Annotated in this window: 19 protein-coding genes; 7 read left to right on the top strand and 12 right to left on the bottom strand. The window is 57.5% G+C overall.

Annotation, left to right across the window (positions count from 1 at the left end; genetic code table 11):
- Positions 1–46 precede the first annotated feature (46 nt).
- Entirely contained in the window at positions 47–382 is a 336-nt protein-coding gene (locus tag AVO44_RS13295; protein ID WP_068337745.1) for a hypothetical protein, read from the top strand.
- 67 nt (positions 383–449) lie between these two features.
- Positions 450–1,697 (top strand): tryptophan synthase subunit beta, encoded by a 1,248-nt coding sequence (gene trpB / locus AVO44_RS13290; protein ID WP_068337744.1) that lies wholly within the window; start codon positions 450–452, stop codon positions 1,695–1,697.
- Between the two features lie 178 nt (positions 1,698–1,875).
- Here the strand turns inward: trpB and AVO44_RS13285 are convergent, their stop codons facing one another.
- The 7 genes from AVO44_RS13285 to AVO44_RS13255 form a co-directional block, all read right to left on the bottom strand.
- Positions 1,876–2,253 (bottom strand): DUF2237 family protein, encoded by a 378-nt coding sequence (locus AVO44_RS13285; RefSeq protein WP_068337742.1) that lies wholly within the window; start codon positions 2,251–2,253, stop codon positions 1,876–1,878.
- 9 nt (positions 2,254–2,262) lie between these two features.
- Positions 2,263–3,426, bottom strand: a complete 1,164-nt coding sequence (locus AVO44_RS13280) for a serine hydrolase domain-containing protein (protein WP_068337740.1) — start codon at positions 3,424–3,426, stop codon at positions 2,263–2,265.
- An 81-nt stretch (positions 3,427–3,507) separates the two neighbouring features.
- Positions 3,508–4,188, bottom strand: a complete 681-nt coding sequence (pth, locus tag AVO44_RS13275) for an aminoacyl-tRNA hydrolase (RefSeq protein WP_068337738.1) — start codon at positions 4,186–4,188, stop codon at positions 3,508–3,510.
- 135 nt (positions 4,189–4,323) lie between these two features.
- Positions 4,324–4,983, bottom strand: a complete 660-nt coding sequence (locus AVO44_RS13270; protein WP_068337736.1) for a 50S ribosomal protein L25/general stress protein Ctc — start codon at positions 4,981–4,983, stop codon at positions 4,324–4,326.
- 247 nt (positions 4,984–5,230) lie between these two features.
- Entirely contained in the window at positions 5,231–6,397 is a 1,167-nt protein-coding gene (locus AVO44_RS13265) for an alpha-hydroxy acid oxidase (RefSeq protein ID WP_068337734.1), read from the bottom strand.
- Positions 6,398–6,534: 137 nt separating this feature from the next.
- Positions 6,535–7,326 carry a tryptophan synthase subunit alpha gene (gene trpA / locus AVO44_RS13260; protein ID WP_068337891.1) on the bottom strand — a complete coding sequence of 264 codons (792 nt, stop codon included), beginning with the start codon at positions 7,324–7,326 and terminating at the stop codon, positions 6,535–6,537.
- Positions 7,327–7,405: 79 nt separating this feature from the next.
- Positions 7,406–7,891 (bottom strand): acyloxyacyl hydrolase, encoded by a 486-nt coding sequence (locus AVO44_RS13255; RefSeq protein ID WP_068337732.1) that lies wholly within the window; start codon positions 7,889–7,891, stop codon positions 7,406–7,408.
- 198 nt (positions 7,892–8,089) lie between these two features.
- Here AVO44_RS13255 and ychF point away from each other — a divergent pair, with 198 nt between their 5' ends.
- Positions 8,090–9,187: a redox-regulated ATPase YchF gene (gene ychF, locus AVO44_RS13250; protein WP_068337730.1), complete on the top strand. Its 1,098-nt coding sequence runs from the start codon at positions 8,090–8,092 to the stop codon at positions 9,185–9,187.
- 67 nt (positions 9,188–9,254) lie between these two features.
- On the opposite strand, the gene AVO44_RS13245 is transcribed toward ychF, so the two are convergent.
- Positions 9,255–9,794 carry a hypothetical protein gene (locus AVO44_RS13245; RefSeq protein ID WP_068337727.1) on the bottom strand — a complete coding sequence of 180 codons (540 nt, stop codon included), beginning with the start codon at positions 9,792–9,794 and terminating at the stop codon, positions 9,255–9,257.
- A 231-nt stretch (positions 9,795–10,025) separates the two neighbouring features.
- On the opposite strand from AVO44_RS13245, the gene AVO44_RS13240 reads away from it, so the two are divergent.
- The 3 genes from AVO44_RS13240 (at position 10,026) to fdhF (ending at position 15,491) form a co-directional block, all read left to right on the top strand.
- Complete coding sequence (locus AVO44_RS13240) at positions 10,026–10,910, top strand: LysR family transcriptional regulator (RefSeq protein WP_068337726.1); 885 nt, start codon at positions 10,026–10,028, stop codon at positions 10,908–10,910.
- Between the two features lie 82 nt (positions 10,911–10,992).
- Positions 10,993–12,696 carry an NAD(P)H-dependent oxidoreductase subunit E gene (locus AVO44_RS13235; RefSeq protein ID WP_068337724.1) on the top strand — a complete coding sequence of 568 codons (1,704 nt, stop codon included), beginning with the start codon at positions 10,993–10,995 and terminating at the stop codon, positions 12,694–12,696.
- 11 nt (positions 12,697–12,707) lie between these two features.
- Complete coding sequence (gene fdhF / locus AVO44_RS13230) at positions 12,708–15,491, top strand: formate dehydrogenase subunit alpha (RefSeq protein ID WP_068337722.1); 2,784 nt, start codon at positions 12,708–12,710, stop codon at positions 15,489–15,491.
- A 158-nt stretch (positions 15,492–15,649) separates the two neighbouring features.
- On the opposite strand, the gene AVO44_RS13225 is transcribed toward fdhF, so the two are convergent.
- The 3 genes from AVO44_RS13225 to AVO44_RS13215 all read right to left on the bottom strand — a co-directional run bounded on the left by AVO44_RS13225 (position 15,650) and on the right by AVO44_RS13215 (position 22,913).
- Complete coding sequence (locus tag AVO44_RS13225) at positions 15,650–19,732, bottom strand: translocation/assembly module TamB domain-containing protein (protein WP_233421987.1); 4,083 nt, start codon at positions 19,730–19,732, stop codon at positions 15,650–15,652.
- Positions 19,729–21,570 carry an autotransporter assembly complex protein TamA gene (locus tag AVO44_RS13220; protein ID WP_233421986.1) on the bottom strand — a complete coding sequence of 614 codons (1,842 nt, stop codon included), beginning with the start codon at positions 21,568–21,570 and terminating at the stop codon, positions 19,729–19,731. The genes AVO44_RS13225 and AVO44_RS13220 overlap by 4 nt, the downstream gene beginning before the upstream one ends.
- Positions 21,571–21,689: 119 nt before the next feature.
- Positions 21,690–22,913, bottom strand: a complete 1,224-nt coding sequence (locus tag AVO44_RS13215; RefSeq protein ID WP_068337718.1) for a urate hydroxylase PuuD — start codon at positions 22,911–22,913, stop codon at positions 21,690–21,692.
- A gap of 96 nt (positions 22,914–23,009) precedes the next feature.
- Here AVO44_RS13215 and AVO44_RS13210 point away from each other — a divergent pair, with 96 nt between their 5' ends.
- Complete coding sequence (locus AVO44_RS13210; protein WP_068337717.1) at positions 23,010–23,930, top strand: LysR family transcriptional regulator; 921 nt, start codon at positions 23,010–23,012, stop codon at positions 23,928–23,930.
- Between the two features lie 206 nt (positions 23,931–24,136).
- Here AVO44_RS13210 and uraH read toward each other — a convergent pair whose 3' ends face one another.
- The gene (uraH, locus tag AVO44_RS13205) at positions 24,137–24,493 is read right to left on the bottom strand and encodes a hydroxyisourate hydrolase (RefSeq protein ID WP_068337889.1); all 357 of its coding nucleotides are present in this window, start codon (positions 24,491–24,493) and stop codon (positions 24,137–24,139) included.
- Positions 24,494–24,635 lie beyond the last annotated feature (142 nt).

The following is a 24,635-nucleotide window of genomic DNA, read 5'->3' as shown; positions in this document are numbered from 1 at the left end:
TCTGAACGCTGGATCACGGCGTATCTCCGTTTAGGAGGGCGCACTTATGCTCGCAGCAATTGGCGGCGTTTCGTTGAAACGGTGGTACTACGGCCCCGAACTGCTCTGGCATGCGCGTCAGGCGCTGCTACAGGCGCGCGGTGATCCGCTGTGCCTGCAAGCGGACGTGTTCACTCACCGGGGCCTTTATTTCTCACTGAGCGTTTGGCACGACGCCGAGGCCATGCTGACCTTTGCCCATTCCGGTCCTCATCGCCGTGTAATTCAGGTCACGTCGCGGCTGGCGGACGTGAACCAGTTTCATCATTTCCCCTGCATCGCCATTCCTAGCCGAGAGCAAGCGCTAAAGGTCTGGGCGCAACATTTTGAAGCGGCGGAATAATGCGTTTTGCGATGGCAAATCCCGTCGCCACCTCCTATGAACAACGGGTACGACGATGGAGACACCCATGGCCAACGATCTTTTCAATTCCTTCATGTCCGGCCCGGATGAACAAGGCCGGTTCGGTATTTTCGGCGGGCGGTTTGTCAGTGAAACGCTGATGCCCCTGATCCTGTCGTTGGAGGAGGAATATGAGAAGGCCAAGGATGATCCCACATTCTGGGCCGAAATGGACGATCTATGGGCCAACTATGTGGGCCGCCCGTCACCTTTGTATTATGCGGAACGCCTGACCGAGCATCTGGGCGGCGCGAAGATTTATCTCAAGCGGGATGAGCTGAACCACACCGGCGCGCACAAGATCAACAACGTGCTGGGCCAGATCATTCTGGCACGCCGCATGGGCAAGACACGGATCATTGCCGAAACCGGGGCAGGGCAGCATGGCGTGGCCACCGCCACGGTCTGTGCCAAGTTCGGTCTGAAATGTGTGGTTTACATGGGCGCGCATGATGTGCAGCGTCAGGCGCCGAATGTCTTCCGTATGCGCCTTCTGGGGGCTGAGGTTATCCCGGTGACATCAGGGCGCGGCACGCTGAAAGACGCGATGAACGATGCTCTGCGGGATTGGGTCACCAACGTACGCGACACGTTCTACTGCATCGGCACCGTGGCTGGTCCACACCCGTATCCAGCGATGGTGCGTGACTTTCAGTCAATCATTGGCAAGGAAGCCAAAGAGCAGATGATGAAGGCCGAGGGCCGTCTGCCTGATACGATCATCGCCGCAATCGGTGGCGGTTCAAACGCCATGGGCCTGTTTTATCCATTCCTTGATGACAAAGACGTAAACATCATCGGTGTTGAGGCTGGCGGCAAAGGCGTGAACGAAAAGATGGAGCATTGCGCCTCGCTGACCGGTGGTCGTCCGGGCGTATTGCATGGTAACCGCACATACCTTTTGCAAGACGACGACGGCCAGATTCTGGAAGGCTATTCGATCTCGGCCGGTTTGGATTATCCCGGAATCGGCCCCGAGCATTCCTGGCTGCATGATATTGGCCGCGCGAAATATGTCTCGATCACAGACAAAGAGGCGCTGGAGGCGTTCCAGCTATGCTGCGCGACCGAAGGAATTATCCCGGCGTTGGAGCCCTCTCATGCACTGGCGCACGTAATGAAGATTGCGCCTGATCTGCCTAAGGATCACTTGATTTGCATGAATATGTGCGGACGCGGCGATAAGGACGTCCAAACTGTCGCCAAGTATCTGAACTTCGATATGTCCGATACAGAAGGCCGCACGGCAGACTGAACGCCGAGAAGCCAGAAAAGATAGAACCGGCCCCGTCACAGGGCCGGTTTTTCCTTTGTACAAAGCGGTTGAAACCTTCGAGTTTGGACGAACCCATCAGCGCATTTAAGCTCAGGGTGTATCTCGTACGTTCATCTTGTCGTTTGGCGTCTGCTTGGTGAAGGTCCCCTGACCGGCGTCAATCCGCGGTCACAGCATGCAGGCTCAGGATATCCAGCGGCACCACATCCAAAGCCCGTTGATGGGTTGCCTCAAGATGAACTTTGGGGGCGCAGCCTTCGTCATGGGCTTGCATAAAGCGCCCTGCGCACAGGCACCAACTGTCACCGGGGTTCAATCCGGGAAAGTTGAACTCGGGCCGTGGCGTGCTGAGGTCGTTGCCGACATATTTGGAAAAGGCCAGAAACTCAGCCGTCATTACGGCGCAAACCGTGTGGCTGCCCTGATCCTCGGGGCAGGTGTTGCACGCTCCATCGCGGAAGAATCCGGTCAGCGGATCACGTGAACACGGGGCGAGCACACCCCCTAATACATTGATACTGTCTTGTTTTTGCATAGGGCTACCTTACAGGCTTTGGGCGATCTTGCGGAACATTTCTATGTTCTCCTCATTGATGCCCGGATCACGGAACTTGCGATCTGCGGCGGTCGTGACGATCAGCACACCGCGCGGCTGATCGAAATAGATATACTGACCGTAAACACCACGGGCCAGAAACTCGCCCTCGTGCGCGCCAATTGGTACCCACCATTGATACCCATATCCCATTTTGCCAGACGGGGTTGGTGCGCTGGGCAGAACAGATTCGGCGATCCAATCTGCTGGGACAATTTGTTGTCCGTCACGCACACCATTCTGCAAAATCATCTGGCCAAAACGTGCAAAATCGCGGGTGGTGAAGTTTAACCCGCCAAGAACAAAGGCAACTCCGGCACCGTCCGTCAGGTAATAGCCGTCATACTCTAAACCAAGGGGTTGAATGATCCTCTCAGTCAGCAATTCAGCCACGCTCCGCCCAGTTGCGCCGCGGATCACCATGCCTATGACATGGGTGTCGATCGATACGTACTGCCAGGTTTCGCCCGGTGTGGCGAAGGTGTTCTGAAAAGACGCGGTGAAATCGTCTAGCTCACCCCCTAAAGCCACAACACGACCCATCCGGTTGATATCTGAATTGCGATCAAAATAATCCTCGTCGAAGGTAATACCGCTGGCCATATTCAGAACATTGCGGATGGATGCGCCCTCATAGGCGGTGCCTTCCAGTTTTGGCGCGTATTTCACGACCGGGTCATCCAGTGAATCGATTGCACCTTCGTCCACAAGAATACCCAAGAGGGCCGACAGGTAGCTTTTGGCAACTGACCAGGAAATCCGCCGATCTTCGGGCGCTGTGCCCAGATAATACTCCTCAAACCGGATCTGTCCGTCCTGCATCACAAGCAGAGAGGTGACTTTACGCTCTTTGATCCATGCGTCGGCGCCTTCTGGCAGATCAAATGCGGGACCATAAGGCAGCTCCCATGTTGGACCACTGCCACGGGGCAGGGCGACCGTCAGAAAGGCCTCGTTCATATGAGAGAAGTTTTGAACAATTTTCTCTTCGGAAAACAGAGAATTAACAGCCATCAGGCGCTGTATCTCTTCGCGTTTCCAGAACCCCACAACACTTGCGGCCAGCACCAGCATCAGAAAGATGCGCAAAAGCCGTTTCAACACTGCTGTCATACTTGCCTCCGCTATCGCCGCAGTATTGGAGCGCACGAGAAATAAGTGCGTAATTGGGACGTTACGGTCAGGTGAACAGCCTTATTTGAACTTGTCCAGCAGCTTTTGCATAGCTGAGCGGTCGTCGACCTCTGGTGCAGGGGCTGGGTTTTCGGCTGGTTTGTCTGGCTGTGGTGATGATTTGGAAGACCGGGGCGGGGCCGTGCGTAAAGCGACGGCGTTCATGAATTTCCCGCCATCCCCGTCAGCCAGAAATCCAGCGCCATCCGATACACCGCGTAGTACGTCGTCCAGCCAATCGGCGTCAGCCTTGGCAAAATCGCTCAGAACATAGGGAGAGACCAGTTCTTTTCGACCGGGATGGCCGATACCCAGACGCACCCGGTCATAGGCCGGGCTGATATGTTCGTGGATCGAGCGTAAGCCGTTGTGGCCCGCATGGCCGCCACCCGCTTTGACCCGAACCTTGCCGGGGGCTAGGTCCAATTCGTCGTGGAAAACCGTCACGTCGCTCGAATCCAGTTTGTAGAACCGCATCGCCTCACCAACGGACTGGCCCGAACGGTTCATGAAGGTCTGCGGTTTGATCAAAAGCACTTTTTGATCGCCTAGCCGACCTTCGGCGAGTTCAGCCTGAAACTTGCTTTTCCATGGGCCAAAGCCGTGATCCTCGGCAATCCGGTCCACGGCCATAAAGCCAATATTGTGCCGGTTGCGGGCATATTTTGATCCCGGGTTCCCCAATCCGACAAACAGCTTCATAGTTCTGTCCTTGTTTATAGCGATATGCACAGGGGGTTGATCGCACGGAATGGTGCCCGTTTTCCAGTGCGGTCGACAAAAGAAAACGGGACCCGATCTGAGCCCCGTTCAAATTTCCGGAATATGACCCCGGGTTTATTCTTCGGCTTCTTCCTGGCCGACGACTTCAACTTCGTCTGGCGCCACTTCGGCTTCTTCGCCTTCTTCCTCATCGCTGGTCGCCAGACCGGTCGGTGCCGAGACGTTTGCGATCACGAAATCACGGTCAATGGTCGGCTTGGTGCCTTCGGGTAGGTCCACCGACGAGATTGTCACGACGTCGTTGATTTCCATGCCAGTCAGATCAACAGTGATCTTCTCAGGAATGTCGCCGGCGGTGCACAGCAGTTCGACTTCGGGGCGCACAACGGTCAGAACGCCGCCTTTTTTGATGCCGGGTGCCGCTTCTTCGTTGATGAATTCAACGGGAATGAACAACGCGATCTTGGTCGTCCGGCGCAGGCGCATCAGGTCCAGGTGGGTCGGCAGGTCTTTGACGACGTCACGCTGAACGTCGCGGCAGATGACGCGCACGTCTTCGTGGCCATCAACCTTCAGGTTCCACAGGGTCGACTTGAACCGACCAGCTTTCAGGCGCTTGAACACTTCATTGAACGGAATCTGAATTGGCAGCGGGTCTTTGTCGCCACCAAAAACAATGCCCGGAACCATGCCGTCGCGGCGTGCTTGACGAGCGGCGCCCTTGCCTGTCCCCGTCCGTTCCAGAGCTACGAGATCAGGAATCTCACCAGCCATGATATATCTCCAATGTTAGGGCGGGCATCCTCCAAGGCTGTATGCCCGCGTGAAGCCGCGTCCTTAGCTTGATTCACTGTGATTGGAAAGGTCTTTTTGGCCGTTATGACCTTTTGCGAGGCTCTGCCTCGCGCTCCGGGATATTTTGGGCCAGATGAATGCGGAATCCGTTGCTTCATCTGGCCGCAAATGTCCAAGGGGAGTTGCCCAGAGGGCGGTCGGGGCAGAGCGCCTTGTTTTTGCGCGGTCAGTCCTGCCAGCGGCCGCCGAAGTCATCGGGGATCAGAAGATTGTGCCGCCCCAGATCGCCAACACTGCGTTCTCCGCACAGCGCCATTGTCGTATCCAGTTCCTTTTGGATGACATCCAGCGCAGTGGCCACGCCTTTCTGTCCCATTGCGCCTAACCCGTATACAAAGGCGCGGCCGATATAGGTGCCTTTGGCACCCAGGGCGATGGCTTTCAGGACGTCCTGGCCGGACCGAATTCCACCGTCCATGTGAACCTCGATATCCCCTCCGACAGCGTCCATGATTTGCGGCAGCATGCGAATAGAGCTAAGAGCCCCATCCAGTTGGCGCCCGCCGTGGTTTGAAACGATGATCGCGTCGGCTCCCAGTTTTACGGCCATCTTGGCGTCTTCAGCATCCAGAATACCCTTCAGGATGACCTTGCCGCCCCATTGCTGCATCAGCTTTTCTACCTTTGACCAATCAAGACTGGGATCGAACTGTTCAGCTGTCCATGCACCCAGCGACGAAGCGTCCGAGATACCGTCAACATGGCCAACGATGTTGCCGAACTCGCGGCGCTTGGCGTTCAGCATCTCGATCCCCCAGGACCATTTAGTCATCAGGTTTGCGATTGATTTGGGGGTCAGTTTCGGTGGCGCTGACAGGCCGTTCTTCAGATCTTTGTGTCGCTGTCCAAGGATTTGCAGGTCCAGCGTGATCACGAGCGCTGAACATTTTGCATCCTTGGCGCGCTGGATCAGGCGGCTGACATAGTCCTGATCCTTCATCGTATAAAGCTGGAACCAGAAGGGTTTCGTGGTGTGTTCAGCCACATCTTCGATCGAGTTGATCGACATGGTCGACAGGGTGAACGGCACGCCGAACTCTTCGGCGGCCTTGGCAGCCTTCATCTCGCCATCCGCATGCTGCATGCCCGTTAACCCCACCGGGGCAAGCGCGACAGGCATAGCGACGTCTTCACCGATCATTTGCGAGGCGGTCGAGCGTCCGGACATATCCACGGCAACACGTTGGCGCAGACGGATATCCGAAAAATCCGAGCTATTTTCGCGAAAGGTCTGTTCGGTCCAACTGCCGCTTTCGGCGTAGTCGTAAAACATGCGCGGTACGCGGCGTTCGTAGATGTGCCGCAGGTCTTCGATGGTTGTTATTACGGACATTAAACAGCGCCTCTGGTGAATGGTTCACGCAGTTTTACTGGCGCAATCCGCTTGGTGCAATCGTCCGCTGGCATGAAAAACCGCAGCACGCTGTTCGCTTGCTGCGGTGTCTTTTGAATAGCTTATTTGCCGGGCTGTCAGGCCGAGTGCGCACCGTCGGCCAGTGACTTTACAAAGTCCAGAACCTCGGCCACGGGTTTACCTGCCGCGATCTGACTGACGATAGCTGAACCAACGACCGCGCCATCAGCAACGCTGGCGATTGCCTTGGATTTTTCCGGCGAGTTGATGCCAAAGCCCACAATGACCGGCAGGTCGGTTGCCGATTTGATCCGCGCCACTTCGGGCCCGACATTCGTGGCCTGCGCCTCGGCCGCTCCGGTGATGCCGGTGATCGAGACGTAGTACACAAAGCCCGACGTGTTCTGCAGAACGCGGGGCAGGCGTTTGTCATCAGTTGTTGGCGTGGCAAGGCGGATAAAATTCAGACCTGCAGCTTGGGCTGGCAGGCACAGTTCCTCATCTTCTTCCGGGGGCAGGTCAACCACGATCAGACCATCGATGCCTGCGGCCTTGGCGTCGTCCAGAAATTTCTCAACACCACGGCTGTAGATCGGGTTGTAGTACCCCATCAGAACAATCGGGGTCGTATCGTCAGTCTCGCGGAAGGCGCGAGCCAGATCCAGGGTTCGCTGCAAGGTCATGCCCCCATCCAGGGCCCGCTGACCAGCCGCCTGAATGGTCGGCCCATCGGCCATCGGGTCCGTGAAGGGCAATCCCAGTTCAATGACGTCCACCCCGGCACCGGGAAGTCCCTTCACGACCTCAAGCGATGTGTCGAAATCCGGGTCACCTGCCATGATATAGGCGATAAACGCCTTTTTACCTTCGGCCTTGAGGGCGGCGAACTTTGCGTCGATACGGGTCATCTGCAGTCCTTGCATTCAGGTTTCGACCTGATGTGCAGAAACTTTGCGCGAAAATCAATCCCGGTCCTGCTGCAACACCTCAGTAGGTGAAGTGATATCTTAGCAGGGCCTCGTTGACGCCCGGGTTGTCGTCCTGCGTGCTGGCATTCGATTTGTGGGTAATTGCAAAAGACAGCTTGTCACCGTTGTTCAGCGTATAGCCGATGCCCAGCAGACTGCGGATCTGAAACTCACCCCCCAGGTCATTTCTGTCTTTGCCTTCGGAATAATAGCCAGGCATGACGCTGCCTTCCACGAACCAACGGTCCGCAAACGTGTAAAACCCGATCAAACCGACCCCGGCATGAACATCGCCGGCCGTATCCACGGTCAGGGCCGCTCCCCATGCGGCGGAAAAGCGTGTAGACTCATGAAAGGGGCGATGCTGGTACTCAAGCGAAAAGACCGCCTCATCGCTGGCTGCGCTGTGAGAAAAATCTGCATACCCCGCACCAACGACAATGGACTGCGCCTGTGCTGTCTGGGCCACAAGCATAAGCGCAAGGGCCGCGATAGTTTTCTTCATGTCAGGTATTCACTATTTGTTTGATTTCGGCTTGTTACGTGGCGACCCTATGCCGTGGTTTTCAACAAGCCCAAGTTCACAGATGACGAACGTTTACGTGATGTTTCCAATCGGGCTAACCGACCAATCCGCAGTCCGGCTTGCGCATTTCCCCGGACACGCCTAGAAGACGCCGTCGTATCGCTTCAGGAGGGCAGGATGGGCTTTAAAATGGGAATCGTGGGTCTGCCGAATGTGGGCAAGTCGACCCTGTTCAATGCGTTGACCAAAACCGCTGCTGCCCAGGCGGCGAACTTCCCGTTCTGCACCATTGAGCCCAACGTCGGTGACGTTGCGGTTCCTGACGCGCGGCTGGACAAGTTGGCGGCGATTGCGTCGTCCAAGCAGATTATCCCGACGCGCATGACGTTTGTGGACATTGCCGGATTGGTCAAAGGCGCGTCCAAAGGCGAAGGGCTGGGCAATCAGTTCCTTGCCAATATTCGTGAGACTGACGCCATCGCCCATGTCCTGCGCTGTTTCGAAGATGGTGATGTGACCCATGTTGATGGTCGCGTGGATCCGGTCGCGGATGCCGACACGATCGAAACCGAGCTGATGCTGGCTGATTTGGAAAGCATCGAAAAGCGACGCGCTAATCTGGTGCGCAAGCTGAAGGGCAACGATAAGGAAGCGCAGCAGCAAGACCGCCTTCTTGCCGACGCTCAGGCCATGTTGGAAAGTGGCAAACCCGCGCGTTTGGTCGAGGTTTCGGACGAAGATGCCAAGGCGTGGAAGATGCTGCAGCTCCTGACGACCAAGCCAGTGCTTTATGTCTGCAACGTGTCCGAGGAAGAAGCAGCCGAGGGCAACGAGTATTCAGCCCGCGTGGCTGAGATGGCCGCGGCACAGGGCAACGCGCACGTTATCATCAGCGCCAAGATCGAGGAAGAGATCAGCCTGCTGGAGGAGGATGAGGCGCAGATGTTCCTCGAAGAGATGGGTTTGGAAGAACCCGGCCTCGACCGTCTGATCCGCGCTGGCTACGATCTGCTGAAGCTGGAAACCTACTTCACCGTCGGCCCGAAAGAGGCCCGCGCCTGGACCATTCGAACCGGCACAGCCGCGCCGCAGGCCGCTGGCGTAATCCATGGTGATTTTGAAAAAGGGTTTATCCGCGCCGAGACCATCGCCTATGACGACTACATTGCCGCCAATGGCGAGCAGGGGGCGAAAGAAGCTGGTAAAATGCGGGCCGAGGGCAAGGGATACATCGTCAAGGATGGCGATGTCATGCACTTCCTGTTCAATACCTGACCCAAGAGTTTCCGACCAATCTGACCTGTGTGATTTAGGTCGCGGTGCCAATTGTCGTCAGGTGCATTCAGCCTGCCGACAACCAGGCTTGCCGGCGCAGAACTGCGATATCGCACACTGTGGCGTATCCCATCGCGCGTTTGATGTTCGGAAGAAGCGCCGCTCCGTTCATGGCAAAACTCACCTCAATCAAACCAGCGTCTCCATAAGCTGTCTTGATGATTTCACGTGCCTCAGTGTCATCTTCGTATCGACCAACAACCGCATCTGTCAGATTTGCGACGGCCGTCACATCCTCGGGAAGCTCGGAATAATCGGATCGCAGCACAGCATCTATCGTTGCTTCGTCGAGGCCTGCTTGCCCCGCAAGGTTGATTTCCGCTTCTACACAGATACCGCAATCTGCAGCAATCGCGCCGCGCAGGCGGGCCGTGTGATATGCCAGTGCGGGAACGTGTTTGTTCGGGTCGAGAAACCCAAAAATGCGGTTGTACCGCATGAGAAGACCCATGTGGGTCTCTGCGATCTTGTGAGTATAATCCAGTTTAACACCGATACGGTTTTCTGCGCGCCGAATAATATGCGCGGCGAGTTTCTTAAGTAACACGTCGCCCTCCCTTTGAACTGTGCTGTCCCCACACGTAGTATCGAGTTTTTCTTCACGAATGACTTAACTTGCCGTGAAGCTCACAATCGGTTTATCCCGCGCGATCTCGGGCACTGGAAAGCGCTCTGCGTGTTGCTGGCTTAATGCGACAGTCCGGGTCAATTCTTGCGTTTCTATGCAGTATGCCCGCCGTTAAGGTGGGGGCTGATTTGCCTTTTGAGACGCCCTGAAATGATCGAAATCCGTGACCTACAATTGCTTAGCGCCCTCGCGCGGCACCGACATTTTGCCAAAGCGGCCGAAGAATGCGGGATTTCGCAGCCTGCCTTTTCGATGCGTATTCGCAATCTCGAAGACCGGCTTGGGGTTTCGATTGTCCGCCGCGCGAACCGGTTTCAGGGGCTGACCGAGGAAGGCGCGATGATCGTCCAGCGGGCGCGGCGCATCCTCGACGATACCAAAGCGCTGGAACAGCAGGTTTTGGCGGCCAAGGGTGAGATTACCGGCACTTTGATTCTGGGTGTGATCCCAACGGCGATTGCATTCACGGGGCACCTGATCAAGCGCCTGCGGGATGCGCACCCTCGTATTGTGACCCGGATTGAAACCCTGTCCTCCACCGCCATACAGTACCGGCTGGACGAAGGCAGCATAGATGCCGGAGTGACCTACGGTGACAGTATCGGCACTGACTTGCGCAGAGTGCAGCCGCTGTACGAAGAGACCTATGTGCTGTTGGTCCCAACACACATGACGGATGAAACCGGCCCAATTCCGTGGGGTCGAGTAGCCGAATTCCCGCTGAGCCTGCTTGAGCCGCAGATGCAGAACAGGCGTATTCTTGACCGAATTTTTGCCGAGCATGGTTTGCATCCAGACGTGGTTGCCGAAACCAGTGGTTTTTCCGCCTCAATGGTCATGGCGTGCGAGGGTCTGGCGGCAACCGTTGTCCCGCTTGTTCTGGTACGTGCCTTGGGTGATCTAACGGGGACCAGGGTGTTGCCGCTGGTCGATCCGGTGGTCAGCAAACCGATTTGTCTGGCCACCTTGATCCGTGAACCAGAACTGCCAACGGTTGATGCTTTGCGTGATGTGGTGACGTCTTTGGAGCAATAATATTTCCTTATCGTGCGATTGAAATATGCGATTTGACGATATGCTAGTCTGATGACATTCGGACTCTCAATCGGAGGACATCATGGCACCATTAGATACCAAGCCATCCGGAGCCCCCAAGGGCGTCTGGAAGTCAGGTAAAGGCAAGGGACGGCACACACCCAAGGGCCGTCAATTCACGGACGAGGCGCAAGCCGAAATCGCAGCCCTTTTGGGCGACCGACCGCGACGCCGGGACTTACTTATTGAATTTCTGCACTTAATTCAGGATGCGCACGGCCACATAAGCGCCGATCATATCGCTGCGTTGGCAGTGGAAATGCGGGTCGGTCAGGCCGAAATCTATGAAACGGCCACCTTCTATGCCCATTTCGATGTGGTCAAAGAGGATGAGGTCCCTCCGCCCGCGCTGACGATCCGGGTTTGTGATTCTCTGTCCTGCGAAATGGCCGGTGCCCAGCAGTTGCAAAAGGCGCTGGAAGACGGGTTGGATGCATCACAAGTTCGTGTCTTGCGCGCGCCCTGCATGGGACGTTGTGATACGGCCCCTGTGCTTGAGATCGGTCACAATCACATCGACCATGCGACCCCGGAAAAGGTGCAGGCGGCGATTGCTGCCGATGATACGCATGCCCATCTGCCTGACTACGAAACCTTCGCGACCTATGAGGCCGAAGGTGGTTACGCCAAACTGAAAGAGCTGCGTGAGGGCGGCGATTGGGAAAAGGTGCAGGAAGACGTCCTGTCCTCGGGTCTGCGTGGTCTGGGCGGTGCTGGCTTCCCGTCCGGTAAAAAGTGGGGTTTTGTTCGCATGAACGAAGGTCCGCGTTATCTGGCCGTGAATGGCGACGAGGGCGAGCCGGGCACCTTCAAAGACCGCTACTACCTTGAGCGCACTCCGCATGTATTCCTTGAGGGTATGCTGATTGCCGCCTGGGCGGTCGAGGCGCAGACCTGCTTCATCTACATGCGCGATGAATACCCGGCGGTTCTGGAAATTCTGCGCCGCGAGATTTCGGCGTTGGAAGACGCAGGCATTGTCGAAAAAGGCTACATCGACCTGCGTCGCGGTGCCGGTGCTTATATTTGCGGTGAAGAATCCGCGATGATCGAATCGATTGAGGGCAAGAAGGGCCTGCCGCGTCATCGTCCTCCGTTTGTGGCGCAGGTTGGGGTCTTTAACCGCCCAACTTTGGTCCACAATGTCGAGACACTTTATTGGGTGTCGAAAATCTGCCGCAAGGGGCCGCAGGTCCTGAATTCAGTTGAAAAGAATGGCCGCAAAGGCCTGCGCAGCTATTCGGTCTCGGGCCGGGTTGCGCAGCCGGGCGTCTACCTTTTACCTGCGGGGTCGACCATCCTTGACGTGATTGATGCCGCCGGTGGTATGGCTGAGGGCCACGTGTTCAAGGCCTATCAACCGGGCGGGCCCTCTTCTGGCCTGTTGCCCGCGTCAATAAACGACGTACCACTTGATTTCGACACATTGCAACCGCTTGGCACGTTTATCGGGTCCGCCGCCGTGGTGGTTCTGTCTGATCAGGACACAGCCCGCGATGCGGCGCTGAACATGCTGCGCTTCTTCGAAGACGAAAGCTGCGGCCAGTGCACCCCCTGCCGGGCGGGCTGCGAAAAGGCGGTAAAGCTGATGCAGGCCGACAAATGGGATCAAGACCTGCTGGAAGACCTGTGTCAGGTCATGGGCGATGCCTCGATCTGCGGTCTGGGGCAAGCGGCCCCGAACCCGATCCGTCTGGTTATGAAACACTTCGCTGACGAAATCTGAAGGAGACAGCCATGCTTGATGCAAGCCCAACCAAGACCGTCACCTTCAACCTGAACGGACAAGACGTCACCGTGCCCGAAGGCTGGACCATCTGGGAAGCCGCCAAGGGGCAGGGGTTCACCATTCCTCATCTTTGCCACAAGCCGCAGCCGGGGTATCGCCCAGATGGCAACTGCCGCGCCTGCATGGTTGAGGTGGAAGGCGAGCGCACGCTGGTCGCCTCATGCATCCGTCCTGCTGCAGACGGTATGGTCGTCAAGACCGACAGCGACCGGGCCGAGAAATCGCGTGCCATGGTTATGGAACTGTTGGTCGCCGACCAACCCGAAGAAGCGCATGACGCCTCCAGCCATTTCTGGGACATGGCCAAGCTGAACGATGTCAGCAACAGCCGGTTCCCGGCGAAAGAGCCTGAAAAAATCCCTCTGCTGGATGACAGCCACGTTGCGATGCGCGTCAATCTGGATGCTTGTATCAACTGCAACCTCTGCGTCCGCGCTTGCCGCGAAGTTCAGGTGAATGACGTGATCGGCATGGCCGGTCGTGGTCATACTGCGCAGGTGGTGTTCGACCAGAACGACCCGATGGGTGATTCAACCTGTGTCGCTTGTGGGGAATGTGTTCAGGCCTGCCCGACCGGCGCACTTATGCCCGCAACGGTGCTGGATGATCAGCAAATTGGCGACAGCAAGGACTACGATTCCGAGACAGAAAGCGTCTGCCCGTTCTGCGGTGTGGGCTGTAAAGTCTCGCTGAAGGTCAAGGACGGCAAGGTCAAGTATGTCGAGGGCATCAACGGCCCTGCCAACGAAGGCCGCTTGTGCGTCAAAGGCCGCTTTGGCTTTGACTATATCCACCACCCGCACCGCCTGACCAAGCCGCTGATCCGTCGTGAAGACGCGCCTGAAAAGGGTCTGAACGTCGATCCGGGCAACTTGTCGACCCATTTCCGCGAAGCGACCTGGGAAGAGGCGATGGATCTGGCCGCCACCAAGCTGATGGCCCTGCGCGAGGAAGACCCGCGCAGCGTCGCAGGGTTTGGTTCGGCCAAGTGTACCAACGAAGAAGCCTACCTGTTCCAGAAGTTCATCCGTCAGGGTTTCAAGCACAACAACGTCGACCACTGCACCCGTCTGTGCCATGCATCGTCTGTGGCTGCGCTGATCGAAAACGTGGGTTCGGGCGCTGTGACCGCGACCTTCAACGAGATCGAAAACGCCGACGTGGCGATCATCATCGGGGCGAACCCGGTCGAAAACCATCCTGTCGCGGCGACCTATTTCAAGCAGTTCGCCAAGCGCGGCGGCAAGTTGATTGTGATGGACCCGCGCGGCGTCGGCATGCGCAAATTCGCAAGCGAGATGCTGCAATTCCGTCCGGGGGCGGATGTTTCGATGCTTAACGCGATCATGAATGTGATCGTCGAAGAAGAACTGTATGACAGCCAGTACATCCACCGCTGGACCGAGGATTGGGCCGCAGAAAAAGAACATCTGCGTCAGTTCACGCCCGAGGCGATGGCCCCGATCTGCGGTATCGAACCCGATCAGATACGCCGCGTGGCGCGTACCTTTGCACAGGCCAAGGCCGGTCTGATCTTCTGGGGTATGGGCGTCAGCCAGCATATCCACGGTACCGACAACTCGCGCTGCCTGATCTCGCTGGCTCTGATGACTGGCAACGTTGGGAAACCGGGTGCGGGCCTGCATCCGCTGCGTGGTCAGAACAACGTGCAGGGCGCATCTGACGCGGGCCTGATCCCGATGTTCCTGCCGGACTATCAGACTGTGACCGATGACAATATCCGGGCCAAGTTCAACAACGTCTGGAACTCGGACGACTTTTCGAATGAAAAAGGCCTGACAGTTACTGAGATCATTGATCAGGCCTATGCGGGTAACATCAAGGGTATGTACATCATGGGTGAAAACCCCGCGATGTCCGACCCGGATGTGAACCACGCGCGCGACGCGCTGGCCAAGCTGGATCTGATGATCGTGCAGGATATCTTCCTGACCGAAACGGCAAACTACGCCGATATCATCCTGCCAGCCTCGGCGCTGTATGAAAAGAACGGGACCACCTCGAACACCAATCGTCAGGTGCAGCGTGTGCGGCCTGCCGTAGCGCCTCCGGGGGATGCGCGTGAGGATTGGAAGATTACGGTCGAACTGGCGCAGCGCATCGGGCTGAACTGGGATTACACGGACGTTTCCGAGGTGTTTGCCGAGATGAAGCTGACCATGGCGTCGCTGGACAATATCACGTGGGAGCGGTTGGAAATCGCCTCGATCACCTACCCGTCGCTTAGCGAGACCGATCCAGGTCAGTCCATTGTATTCGGCGACGGATTCCCAAGGGCAGGCGGCAAGGCCAAGTTCACCCCAGCCAGTGTTATCCCACCGGATGAAGTTCCGGATGCGGAATACCCGATGATTGCCACCACTGGCCGCCAACTTGAGCATTGGCACACCGGCGCAATGACTCGCCGAAGCACGGTTCTGGACGCGGTCGAGCCTGAAGCGAACTGTTCGATGAACCCGCGCACGCTCAAGCTGATGGGAATTGAACCGGGCGAGATGGTCCGCCTGACCACGCGTCGCGGCTCGATCGAGATCATGGCCCGCGCCGACCGGGCCATTGCCGAGGACATGGTCTTCATCCCCTTCGCCTTCGTTGAGGCGGCTGCGAATGTTCTGACCAATTCGGCCATCGATCCCTATGGGAAGATCCCCGAGTTCAAGTTCGCGGCCATTCGCGTTGAAAAGATCGGGGACGCGATCGCGGCAGAGTAACTCTTTGTTAGTGACAATCTGGAAAAGGCGGGGCTGCAACAGTCCCGCTTTTTTTTCTTTTCAAAGGTCCACGCGTGGCGGCCCTGATCCAAGTAGATTCACGCTTCAACCGGGCTCACGCCACGGGTCGAAAAATTAGTTGATGCCGAGTGACGTCGCTAGTAATCGCGTTCGAAAAACACACCGAGCCCAGTTTCACCGCGCCCGTCCACCGTGCCGCGCACGGTGAAACTGTCAGTGACATCAAGGTTCAGGTTCACTTCGGTGTCGCCTTCCGTGTTGACGGTGAAATCGGTGTAAAGGTTATCGCTCAGGTATGCCCCGGCACCCAGGCGCCCTGTGCCGCCTTCGCTTGCACCGATATCCACTGTATCCACGCCCGCAGCCTCGCGCAGCCCTTTGGTTGTGTCTCCGACTGCGCCGCTGAGTTGCGCCAGCGACGCCGCCATCTGGGCAATCACGAAAGGTGAGATTTCCGAAAAACGATTGCCGAACAAGAGCATGGCCAGCGCTTCCTCGGCGGGGCGTTCAGGGTCCGAGAAAACATCAACTTCGGGCGAGTCCAGTGGCCCGGCGATTTCGATGGTGGCAGTGCCGTCGGATGTGCTGGTGGACGAGGCGAATTCGATATAGGGCTTCAGGTCCCCTTGCAACGTCACAAGCCCCTTGGTTAGCGCCAGCCTGCGCCCCAGAATATCAAAGTTTCCACGGATCAGTTCGATTTGCCCGGATGGAATGATTGAGGTCGTTGTGCCGCCGATAAACAGCCTTCCACCCAGTTCCGCGTTCACGCCCCGACCACGGACAAAAACCGCCTTGGGTGCCAGCAGACTGATGTCCAACGCGATGCGGGATTCGCTCTTGGTTTGACCTTCCTCGACAACCAGCCCCGCCCGTTCGCGGGTGATGAAGACCGGTTGGCTTTCGTTAAAGTGTTCGATCTCGGGGATCGGCGCGGCCCCTACGGCACCTGATGCCGCGGCAAGGTTTATGTTCGTTTCTTCAAACGTGATCTGACCGGTAAGTGCACTGTTACCCGCCAGGGCGCCGGTCATGGCGATTTCGCCATTCAGTGTAGTCTCGTACAGCAATTTGTCCGTAAGCACGAGGTTGTTGAGACGTGTAACTATGTTCGCGTTCAGCGGTGGCGTAAGGTCCAAGGGGCCGGACACGGTAAAGTTTCCGCCTGCACGCATTCCTCCGCTCAGCGAGATCGTTGCCCGGCTTTCCGCAAGCTCAACCGATCCGCTGATGCCGGTGACTGTCTGTCCGATACCGGGCAGCGCAAGCGACGTACCAGAGGTGGTGATGGACCCGCTTAGCGCGCCAAGACCGGGTTTCCCCCGTAGCCTTAGATTGTGCCGCGCGGTTCCTTCAATCTTGTTGGGCGAGATAAAGAGATTGGCCACACCCAAGTTGATGCCGCCCTGCGCCTCAAGATCGGCCTCGCCCGAGGTCTCATCAAATGTTCCTTTGATCGTGCTGCTAATCTCGGCAGGGCCATTTGCCGACCCGTCGATGGTCCATACGCCACCGTTCCGTTTAGCGTTGCCAATTGCCGCAACAGTGCCGGGGAACTCGGGTGCAAAGCGTTCAATCCTGTTCAGTTTGGCGTCGAAATCCAGATCGGCCGAGCCATCCGAGTCTACGGTTCCGGTCAACTCCGCATAAGAACTGTCGGGCCCGGTCAACCGTGTGGTGCCTTCCAGCCCTGAAGGCGTTGGGGCGACATTACCGTCCAGTGTCAGTGGCCCGGACACCAAGGTGTTGACGCGGGCCAGATCATCAAGCCGGGCATTGAAGCTTAGCCCTCCGGCCTCACGGTCCAGCTGGCCCGATGCCGTTGCGGACAGGGCAGTGCCCATCAGGCGAAAGGTGCGGATATCCACCCCTTGTTCACCGTTCGCGGCGTCGATGTTTAGGGTGGTGCGGCCTTGGATCAAGGTATCGACCATTTCGATGCCGGTTCGAATGTCGTCTGCGTTCACCTCGCCCTGAATATCGAAAATCCTGTTGGCAATGGCCGCGTTCCCTTGAATATTGGCCGCGATCGAACCGCCCAGATCGCGTTTTGCCAGCCCCGAGAACAGCGACAGATCAGGAGCATTAATGCGGGCATTGCCGTCTATGGCCAGATCGCCGGTCGGATCATCAACCGTTGCGGCAACCTGTGCGGTCAAGGCGGCGCCGTTCACCGTCGCCTCGCGAATTTCGATCTGGTCGCCTGAATATGCGCCATCCCAATTGATCACGGTTTTGCCGGCCAGCAGAGGATCAATGTCGGACATCCCGGTCTTGATTTCCTGAGCGGTCAAACTGGCCGTGCCGTCGAATTCAAGCGTCTGTACCGCGCCTTTCCCGTCAACCTTTGCTTGCAGCGCGCCACCAAGGTCACGTTTTGCCAATCCGGAAAAAACAGACAGGTCAGACGCTGTAACGCTGGCTTGGCCGTCAATGGTCAGGTTGCCATTGGGGGTTGTGATGTCTCCGTTGGCCTGCGCCTGCGCAGCCGCGCTATTCAGCGCAAATTCGCGGATGGTGATGCCGCCACTGCCACGGCTGCCATCCACGGTAATCGTTGTTTCCCCCTTGATGATCGGGTCGATGTCGTCGCGACCTGTCACTAGATTGCGACCTTCAACAGTCAATTTACCATCAAAACTGCCCTCTAACGGTGAGCCGTTGCCGTCGATCCGAGCCGACGCCTGACCGCCAAGGTCAAGCTGCGCCAGGTCTGAAAACCGGGCCAGATCCGTTGCGTTGAGCACGGCGGAGCCATCCACCGTCAAGCCAGTGTCCAGCCCGTCGATCAACGCATCCAGTGCCAGCGTATAGTCAGTTCCGACCAGTTCGAACCCGGACAGGTTCAGGGATTGGTCGCTGCCATAGTCGAACTGGCCGTCCAGCGTCAGGCGGTCCCCCAAAGCGGTATTGATGGCCTGATTATTCAGATCAACCCCATCCACAATAGCCTGAAGATCGCCTTGAATGCTGAAGGCGTCGCCTTGTTCCAGTGTACCCTGTGCTGTGATCGCGGCATCCCTCAGGCTTGCTTGGGGCGATTGAAACGCATCTGCCGTCAGGCTCAGATCCCATAGGTTGCCATTTGCGCGATCAAACAACGCAGAAATCTGCGCTGCCTCAATCGAGGTATCTCCGCCGCTGACCGGCAGCACCACGGTTTCTCCGTCAGGTGGTGTGATCCGGCCCTGCAGGGCCACCATTTCCAACGTTCCGCCCTCGGCCAGTTGCAGTTCGCCCTTCAAATCAAGGGCTTGCGTGGTCAGTTCAATATCAGGAAGGTCCAACGCGCCTTGTGGCTTGGTCTGGCCCTCCACAAACAGGCGTGTTCTCGGGCCAAAGAATGGGTCAAGATCCTCGGCCATGAACGGGGTCAGGTCACCGCCCAGATCGGCGGTAAACGCTATTCCGTCCGCCGCGCCGGTTTCTGCAGCGCGCAGTTGGACCTGTCCGGTCACGCGCGGCTGTCTGTCACTGCTCAGGGCAATATCGGCTGTGAAATCCGTTAGTGGCCCCGCTCCCTTGGCGGTGAACCCAATCGCAGGGCTTTCGGGGATTTTTAGCGCCGTAGAGATAACGCCGCCCTCAGCCTCACTCACATCCAAATCCAGATTGATTTCACGCGACGCGTTCTGGAACCCGGCTGTCAGAGTCACCCTGTCGCCAGCACGGTCCAGCCGGGTTATGTCCAGGTTGGTGTCCAGCGTGCCATCGGCCAACGAGAGATTGCCGGTCACCGATAGTGCCGCGGCAACACCAATCAATGGCTCACCCAGCAACAGCTCATCGATTCGGATTTCCCCGATCTCAACCGAAACCGGTAGCTCCGGCAGCTCAAACGGCTGAGTTTCAGCCGCAGGTGCCGGCGTGTCCTTAGTGGTTGTACCGGGTGCGCGCGCGATGTCGATCTCTTGCGCGGTCAGAGCATTGACCGAGAACCGCCCCCGGATCAGGGCCAGCCTGTTCCAGTCCAGTTCGGCCTGTTTGATGGTCAGCCAGACGCCTTCATCATCGGAAACAGTGATCTCTTCGATCGTGGCGCGTGCGCTCAGCGCGCCTTGCAGGCCTTTCACGGTTACGTTCTGATCGTCACCTGACAGGGTGTCTTGCAGGAACCGCTCTAGCATGCTGCCGCCGCCGTCGTCCTGCTGCGCAAAAACGGGCGGTGCGGTCAGGATCAGCACCGTTGTTGCAACCGGATATGAATACTGCCGTATCAAAATGCCTGTCCGATCCCGATATAAAACTGCAGTCCGCCATCCGTGTCGCCCTGAACCGGCAGGGCCAGGTCAAGACGCAGCGGGCCAAAGCCGCCCAGATCATACCGTACCCCAAGGCCCGCGCCCGAGTGATACTCGGCACCGCTGCCAATAAACGAGGACGTGTCTACGGTACCGAAATCATAGAACCCGACAAGCGATATCGCATCGGTAATCTTGCCGCGGATTTCACCAGAAAGCCCAAGAAAGGATTTGCCGCCCGCGACGCCACCATTGACCGGGATGCCGAGGCTTTCAAAAGGTTGCCCGCGTACCGTCCCTGCACCGCCTGAGAAAAACAGGAAATCCGGCGTCACCCCGTCTAAGGCTGGGCCGATTACCGAGCCAAGTTGCACGCGGCCCGCCAGCACAAGTCGCCCGCCTGTGCGCAGACTGGTGTAAGCGCGCCCGTCGAAAAACAGCCTAAGACCGGTTTCCGTGCCTGAAAGGCCGACAAAGGGCATCGCCTGCGCATCCAGATAGAAGCCCCGGGTGGCGCTGACCTTGCTGTCGCGCTCGTCCCATTCTGACCGCAGCGGAAGGATGAAGTACCGGAACTTACGCCCATCGCCAAAGGCATCATCCGCATCCGACCATTGAAACCCGGCCGATGCTTCGGCGTATAACCGATCGGAAAAAGTACGCCGTGCACCATAGGCCAGCGAGGTGATTGTTACGTTGTAGTTGTCGGTATTCTTCCGCTCCAGCAACGCGCTCCAGAAAGTATTGTCGTCCGGGCCGAGCCGGTCAGGTTGATCCAAACGCAGGCCGAAGCGTCCGTCCAGATCTTCGGTGCCGCCGATGTTGCGCAGTGCAGCTTCGAACCGCAATCGTTCCGCGCGGCGGAAAACATTGCGATGTGTCCACGTCGCAGTCACGTCCAGCCCGGCGTTCGAGGCAAGCTCGACACCAAATGTCAGGCGGCGTTTGGGCATGTCTTCGAACGTGGCAATGAAATCCAGTGTTCCATCGGGGTTGGGTGTTTCTTCTTCTTCGATCGAAACGACGCTGAATGTGCCGGTTCGACGCAGCCGAGTGCCAACCTTCTGGATCTTTTCTGGGGAAAAGACTTCACCCGCAGGAAACCCGGCGATCTTTTCAATCGACCGATGACGCACATCAGTGTCGCCCTTGATGACCATCTTGCCAAAGGTCAGGCGTGGACCGGGCGCAAGCGCGATCTGGGCATCCAGCCTTCTTTGGGCGTGGCGGGCGATAACGCTTTGGCTCTCTAGTTCTGCCTTGGCATGGCCAGCGTTGCGCCACCCCTGCACCCCGTCAGAAACTGCCCGTTGGATGGCCCCGGTCGTCGCCGGCTTACCGGTAGCGAAGCCCTCGGGCAGGACTGTTTCCGGTGCGACAGGAGCGATGACGGCGGTGCCGAACGTGAAGGTCGGCCCTGTCTCGACCGTGATTAGGGCGCGGTTGATTGCGTTGGGTACGGTCAGCGAACTCATCTCAGCCGCTTCCTGCCCATTCAGTTTTATGCTGACAACGGGGCTGAAATAGCCCTCATCATACAGAATCTGAACAATGGTTCGGTAATCCGACAAGGCCGCGGACAGGATTTCCAAGGGCGTGTCCAACCCCCTGCTGTCCGCTGTTGCAACCGAGGAGGTTTCTTCAATTCGCTCAACCAATGCCTCGGGCGCACCGGGCGCATTAAGCGTTATCTCTAACGCAGCCAGAGAGGACGGAAAGGCGGCCATCACGCCGAGCAGACAGTGTTTTACAAAGGCCCGTGGCCCGCGTCCCCGCATCGAATGGCTCCAACTGCCCCAAGTCGAAATCAATTTCACCGTCTTATGCAAAGCGACGGCTGGTTGTATTCAACATAGAGCATCAGTTTCAGAGCAGGGAAAGAAATTATCGACACAAACGGCGAATAAGCGGTTTATGTGCCTGTCTGGCCCTTGCTTCACGATCCGGCATTGCGGAACCAGCGGATGATCGCCGTGCGATCTTCAGGTTCCATATAGGTCACGTTGGCGGGCGGCATGGCATGGCTGACGCCTGCCTGCAGGTATATCTGCCTGGCATTACGGGCGATATCACCTTCGGTTTCCAGCAAGACGCCTTTCGGAGCCCAGAGGATGCCGTCCCAAACCGGTTCGCGCGCGTGGCACATCGAACAGCGACCAAGCACGATGTCATGCGCGTCTTCAAACCCATCTGCGGCAGCGAATTTCTGTTCGTATGGCGTAAGCGGCTGCGCCTCGGCCTCTTCCAGCGGCTGATACATCGGCGCGGTGGAAAGCCACATGATCGCGATGAACAGCAGGGCGGTCACGGCCCAGGTCCAGGTCGGATCGCCTGCACGGGCATGACGGGTGTTGAAGTAATGCCGGATGGTGACGCCCATCAGGAACACCAGCGCGGCGATGATCCAGTTGTATTCGGTCGCAAAGGCCAGCGGATAGTGGTTCGACAGCATAAGGAACACAACCGGCAGCGTCAGATAGTTGTTGTGGGTCGATCGCAGCTTGGCAATCTTGCCATACTTCGGATCCGGCGTGCGCCCGTTCTTGAGGTCGTCCACCACGATCCGCTGGTTCGGCATGATGATGAAGAACACGTTGGCCGTCATGATCGTTGCGGTGAAGGCACCCAGATGCAGCATCATTGCCCGGCCAGTGAAGATCTGGTTATACCCCCAGCCCATCGCGACCAGCAGTATGAACAACAAAACCATCAGCAGGGTAGGGCGTTCGCCCAGCCCTGACTTGCAAAGGAAGTCATAGATCAGCCATCCGACGGTTAGCGAGGCAGCCGAGATCAGAATGCCCTGCCACAACGCCAGATCAGCTTTTTCGGCATCGATCAGATACAGTTCGCCACCTACCCAGTAGACAATCATCAGCAGGGCCGCACCGCTAAGCCAGGTCGCATAGCTTTCCCATTTGAACCAGGTCAGGTGGTCCGGCATGCGATCCGGAGCGACCAGGTACTTCTGGATGTGATAGAAACCACCGCCATGGACCTGCCACTCTTCACCATCTGCAGGACCGGGGATGTTGCGGTTCAGGCCAAGGTCCAGCGCGATGAAGTAGAAAGATGATCCGATCCAGGCAATCGCGGTGATCACGTGCAACCAACGCACCGCAAACGCCATCCAATCCCAGAATACGGCGAATTCGAACATGAGAGGTCTCTCCGATAAGGTGCCGCAACACTAGGCAAACCCGATTTTCTTCGGTATTCCCGTATATTGTCAAACTGTATCAAAAAAAACGATAAGATGTCCTATCTGGATAATATCCGTACCTTTGTTCGCGTCTACGATCTGGGCAGCATGTCCGCTGCGGGCCGCGATCTGCGCATATCGCCGGCGGTGACATCTGCACGCATTTCTCAGCTTGAAGATCACCTTGGCGTGCGTCTCTTCCAGCGTACGACACGCAATCTCAGCCCGACCGAGCAAGGCAGGGCGTTCTACCCCGGGGCCGTTTCGGTTCTGGATGCGGTGGATGAGGCCGAAGCGCAGGTGATCCACCTGACCGAAGCGCCGCGCGGGTCTTTGTTTGTCGCTGCGCCTTTGGGTGTCGGTCGTCGATTATTGGCGCCGCATGTGCCTGAGTTTTTGGACAAGTACCCCGAAATCGACGTGCGTCTGCGCCTGACAGACAGGTCGGTCGACCTGACGACCGAGGGGCTGGACCTTGCGTTTTTCATTGGCCAGCCTGAAGACAGCACTTTGCGTATCCGCAAAATCGCTGATTGCCAGAGGGTGCTCTGCGCCGCCCCGGAATACGTGCAGCGAAAGGGCATGCCGCAAACCGGCGCTGATTTGATTTCGGGCAAGTATGAATGCCTGAACCTTCGTTTTCCGGGCGCGACGGAGTTTCAGTGGCAATTGGAAACACCCGAGGGGCCTAAGCGGTTTGCCGTTTCAGGCAGGTTCGAATGCGATGACGGCGACGTGCTGACCGATTGGGCCTTATCCGGGCAGGGCATTGCGATGAAGCCTGTCTTCGAAGTGGCTGAGCACCTGCAAGCGGGGCGTTTGGTGCCGGTTGCAGCGATGACGCCGCCGGTTCCTGTGCAGATGGCCTGTCTTTACACGCATCGCCGCCACCAAGACCCCAAGGCGCGTTTGTTCATGGATTTCATGATCGGTCATATCGCAAAGGTCGTGCGCAATGCGGAGTCGCCAGGTTAACACGTCCTCCCGCCCCTGTTTGCGCCCTGCGGGCACTGCACAGCGTTGGGCCCGGCGCCGCGGCTTGGCCGCGGCGCGGCTGCATGAGTTTTAGCGGTACATGAGTTTCGTCTTGCGACCGCGCCGCGCCTGAAAGGTGCGGCGCTTGGCCCAACGGAAGGTGCCCCAAAAGGGGCAGCCGACGGGCGGGAGGGTTTCGGGTTCTCTTAGCTGCCCCGGTACGTTGAATAGCCGTAGGGCGACAGCAACAAGGGAACGTGGTAATGCGCCTCTGGATCTGACATGCCGAACCGGATTGGTATCTGATCCAGAAACAAGGGATTCTCGGCAACCTGACCTGAGCTGCGCAAATAGTCTCCGGCAGAGAAGATCAATTCGTAGGTGCCAACCTTGAAGCTTTCTTGTGGCAGGATGGGGCTGTTGGTGCGCCCGTCTGAATTGGTTTCGGTCTCAGCAAGCTTACGGCGGGTGTCTCCGGTGATCTCGTACAACGTGATCTTCAGCCCTTCGGCGGGGCAGCCACGGGCCGTGTCCAGAACATGAGTTGTCAGATAGCCAGCCAAGGGAAGCTCCTTTGATTTGTCTTTTGCTTTCTCGCAGTCTGACGCAAAGTTCAAAATAGTGGAAATGCCGAAAGAACCGGAAGCAGCGTTCGGATTAGTTTGATAATCACGGGCGCATTTATGCGGTAAGGCTGTCGAAACG

It is taken from the genome of Ruegeria profundi (genome assembly GCF_001507545.1).
GTDB classification, from domain to species: domain Bacteria; phylum Pseudomonadota; class Alphaproteobacteria; order Rhodobacterales; family Rhodobacteraceae; genus Ruegeria; species Ruegeria profundi.
Note: the sequence above shows the minus strand (reverse complement) of the source record. Positions and strands in the feature narration are given on the sequence as shown.

What these genes read in the sequence shown, in the direction of transcription:
- AVO44_RS13280 (WP_068337740.1), bottom strand. Translation starts at nt 3,426, where the DNA reads ATGACAGCAGTGTTGAAACGGCTTTTGCGCATCTTTCTGATGCTGGTG.
- trpA (WP_068337891.1), bottom strand. Translation starts at nt 7,326, where the DNA reads ATGACCCGTATCGACGCAAAGTTCGCCGCCCTCAAGGCCGAAGGTAAA.
- AVO44_RS13285 (WP_068337742.1), bottom strand. Translation starts at nt 2,253, where the DNA reads ATGCAAAAACAAGACAGTATCAATGTATTAGGGGGTGTGCTCGCCCCG.
- AVO44_RS13265 (WP_068337734.1), bottom strand. Translation starts at nt 6,397, where the DNA reads ATGTCCGTAATAACAACCATCGAAGACCTGCGGCACATCTACGAACGC.
- AVO44_RS13210 (WP_068337717.1), top strand. Translation starts at nt 23,010, where the DNA reads ATGTCCTATCTGGATAATATCCGTACCTTTGTTCGCGTCTACGATCTG.
- AVO44_RS13255 (WP_068337732.1), bottom strand. Translation starts at nt 7,891, where the DNA reads ATGAAGAAAACTATCGCGGCCCTTGCGCTTATGCTTGTGGCCCAGACA.
- trpB (WP_068337744.1), top strand. Translation starts at nt 450, where the DNA reads ATGGCCAACGATCTTTTCAATTCCTTCATGTCCGGCCCGGATGAACAA.
- AVO44_RS13270 (WP_068337736.1), bottom strand. Translation starts at nt 4,983, where the DNA reads ATGGCTGGTGAGATTCCTGATCTCGTAGCTCTGGAACGGACGGGGACA.
- pth (WP_068337738.1), bottom strand. Translation starts at nt 4,188, where the DNA reads ATGAAGCTGTTTGTCGGATTGGGGAACCCGGGATCAAAATATGCCCGC.
- AVO44_RS13215 (WP_068337718.1), bottom strand. Translation starts at nt 22,913, where the DNA reads ATGTTCGAATTCGCCGTATTCTGGGATTGGATGGCGTTTGCGGTGCGT.
- AVO44_RS13235 (WP_068337724.1), top strand. Translation starts at nt 10,993, where the DNA reads ATGGCACCATTAGATACCAAGCCATCCGGAGCCCCCAAGGGCGTCTGG.
- AVO44_RS13240 (WP_068337726.1), top strand. Translation starts at nt 10,026, where the DNA reads ATGATCGAAATCCGTGACCTACAATTGCTTAGCGCCCTCGCGCGGCAC.
- AVO44_RS13295 (WP_068337745.1), top strand. Translation starts at nt 47, where the DNA reads ATGCTCGCAGCAATTGGCGGCGTTTCGTTGAAACGGTGGTACTACGGC.
- fdhF (WP_068337722.1), top strand. Translation starts at nt 12,708, where the DNA reads ATGCTTGATGCAAGCCCAACCAAGACCGTCACCTTCAACCTGAACGGA.
- ychF (WP_068337730.1), top strand. Translation starts at nt 8,090, where the DNA reads ATGGGCTTTAAAATGGGAATCGTGGGTCTGCCGAATGTGGGCAAGTCG.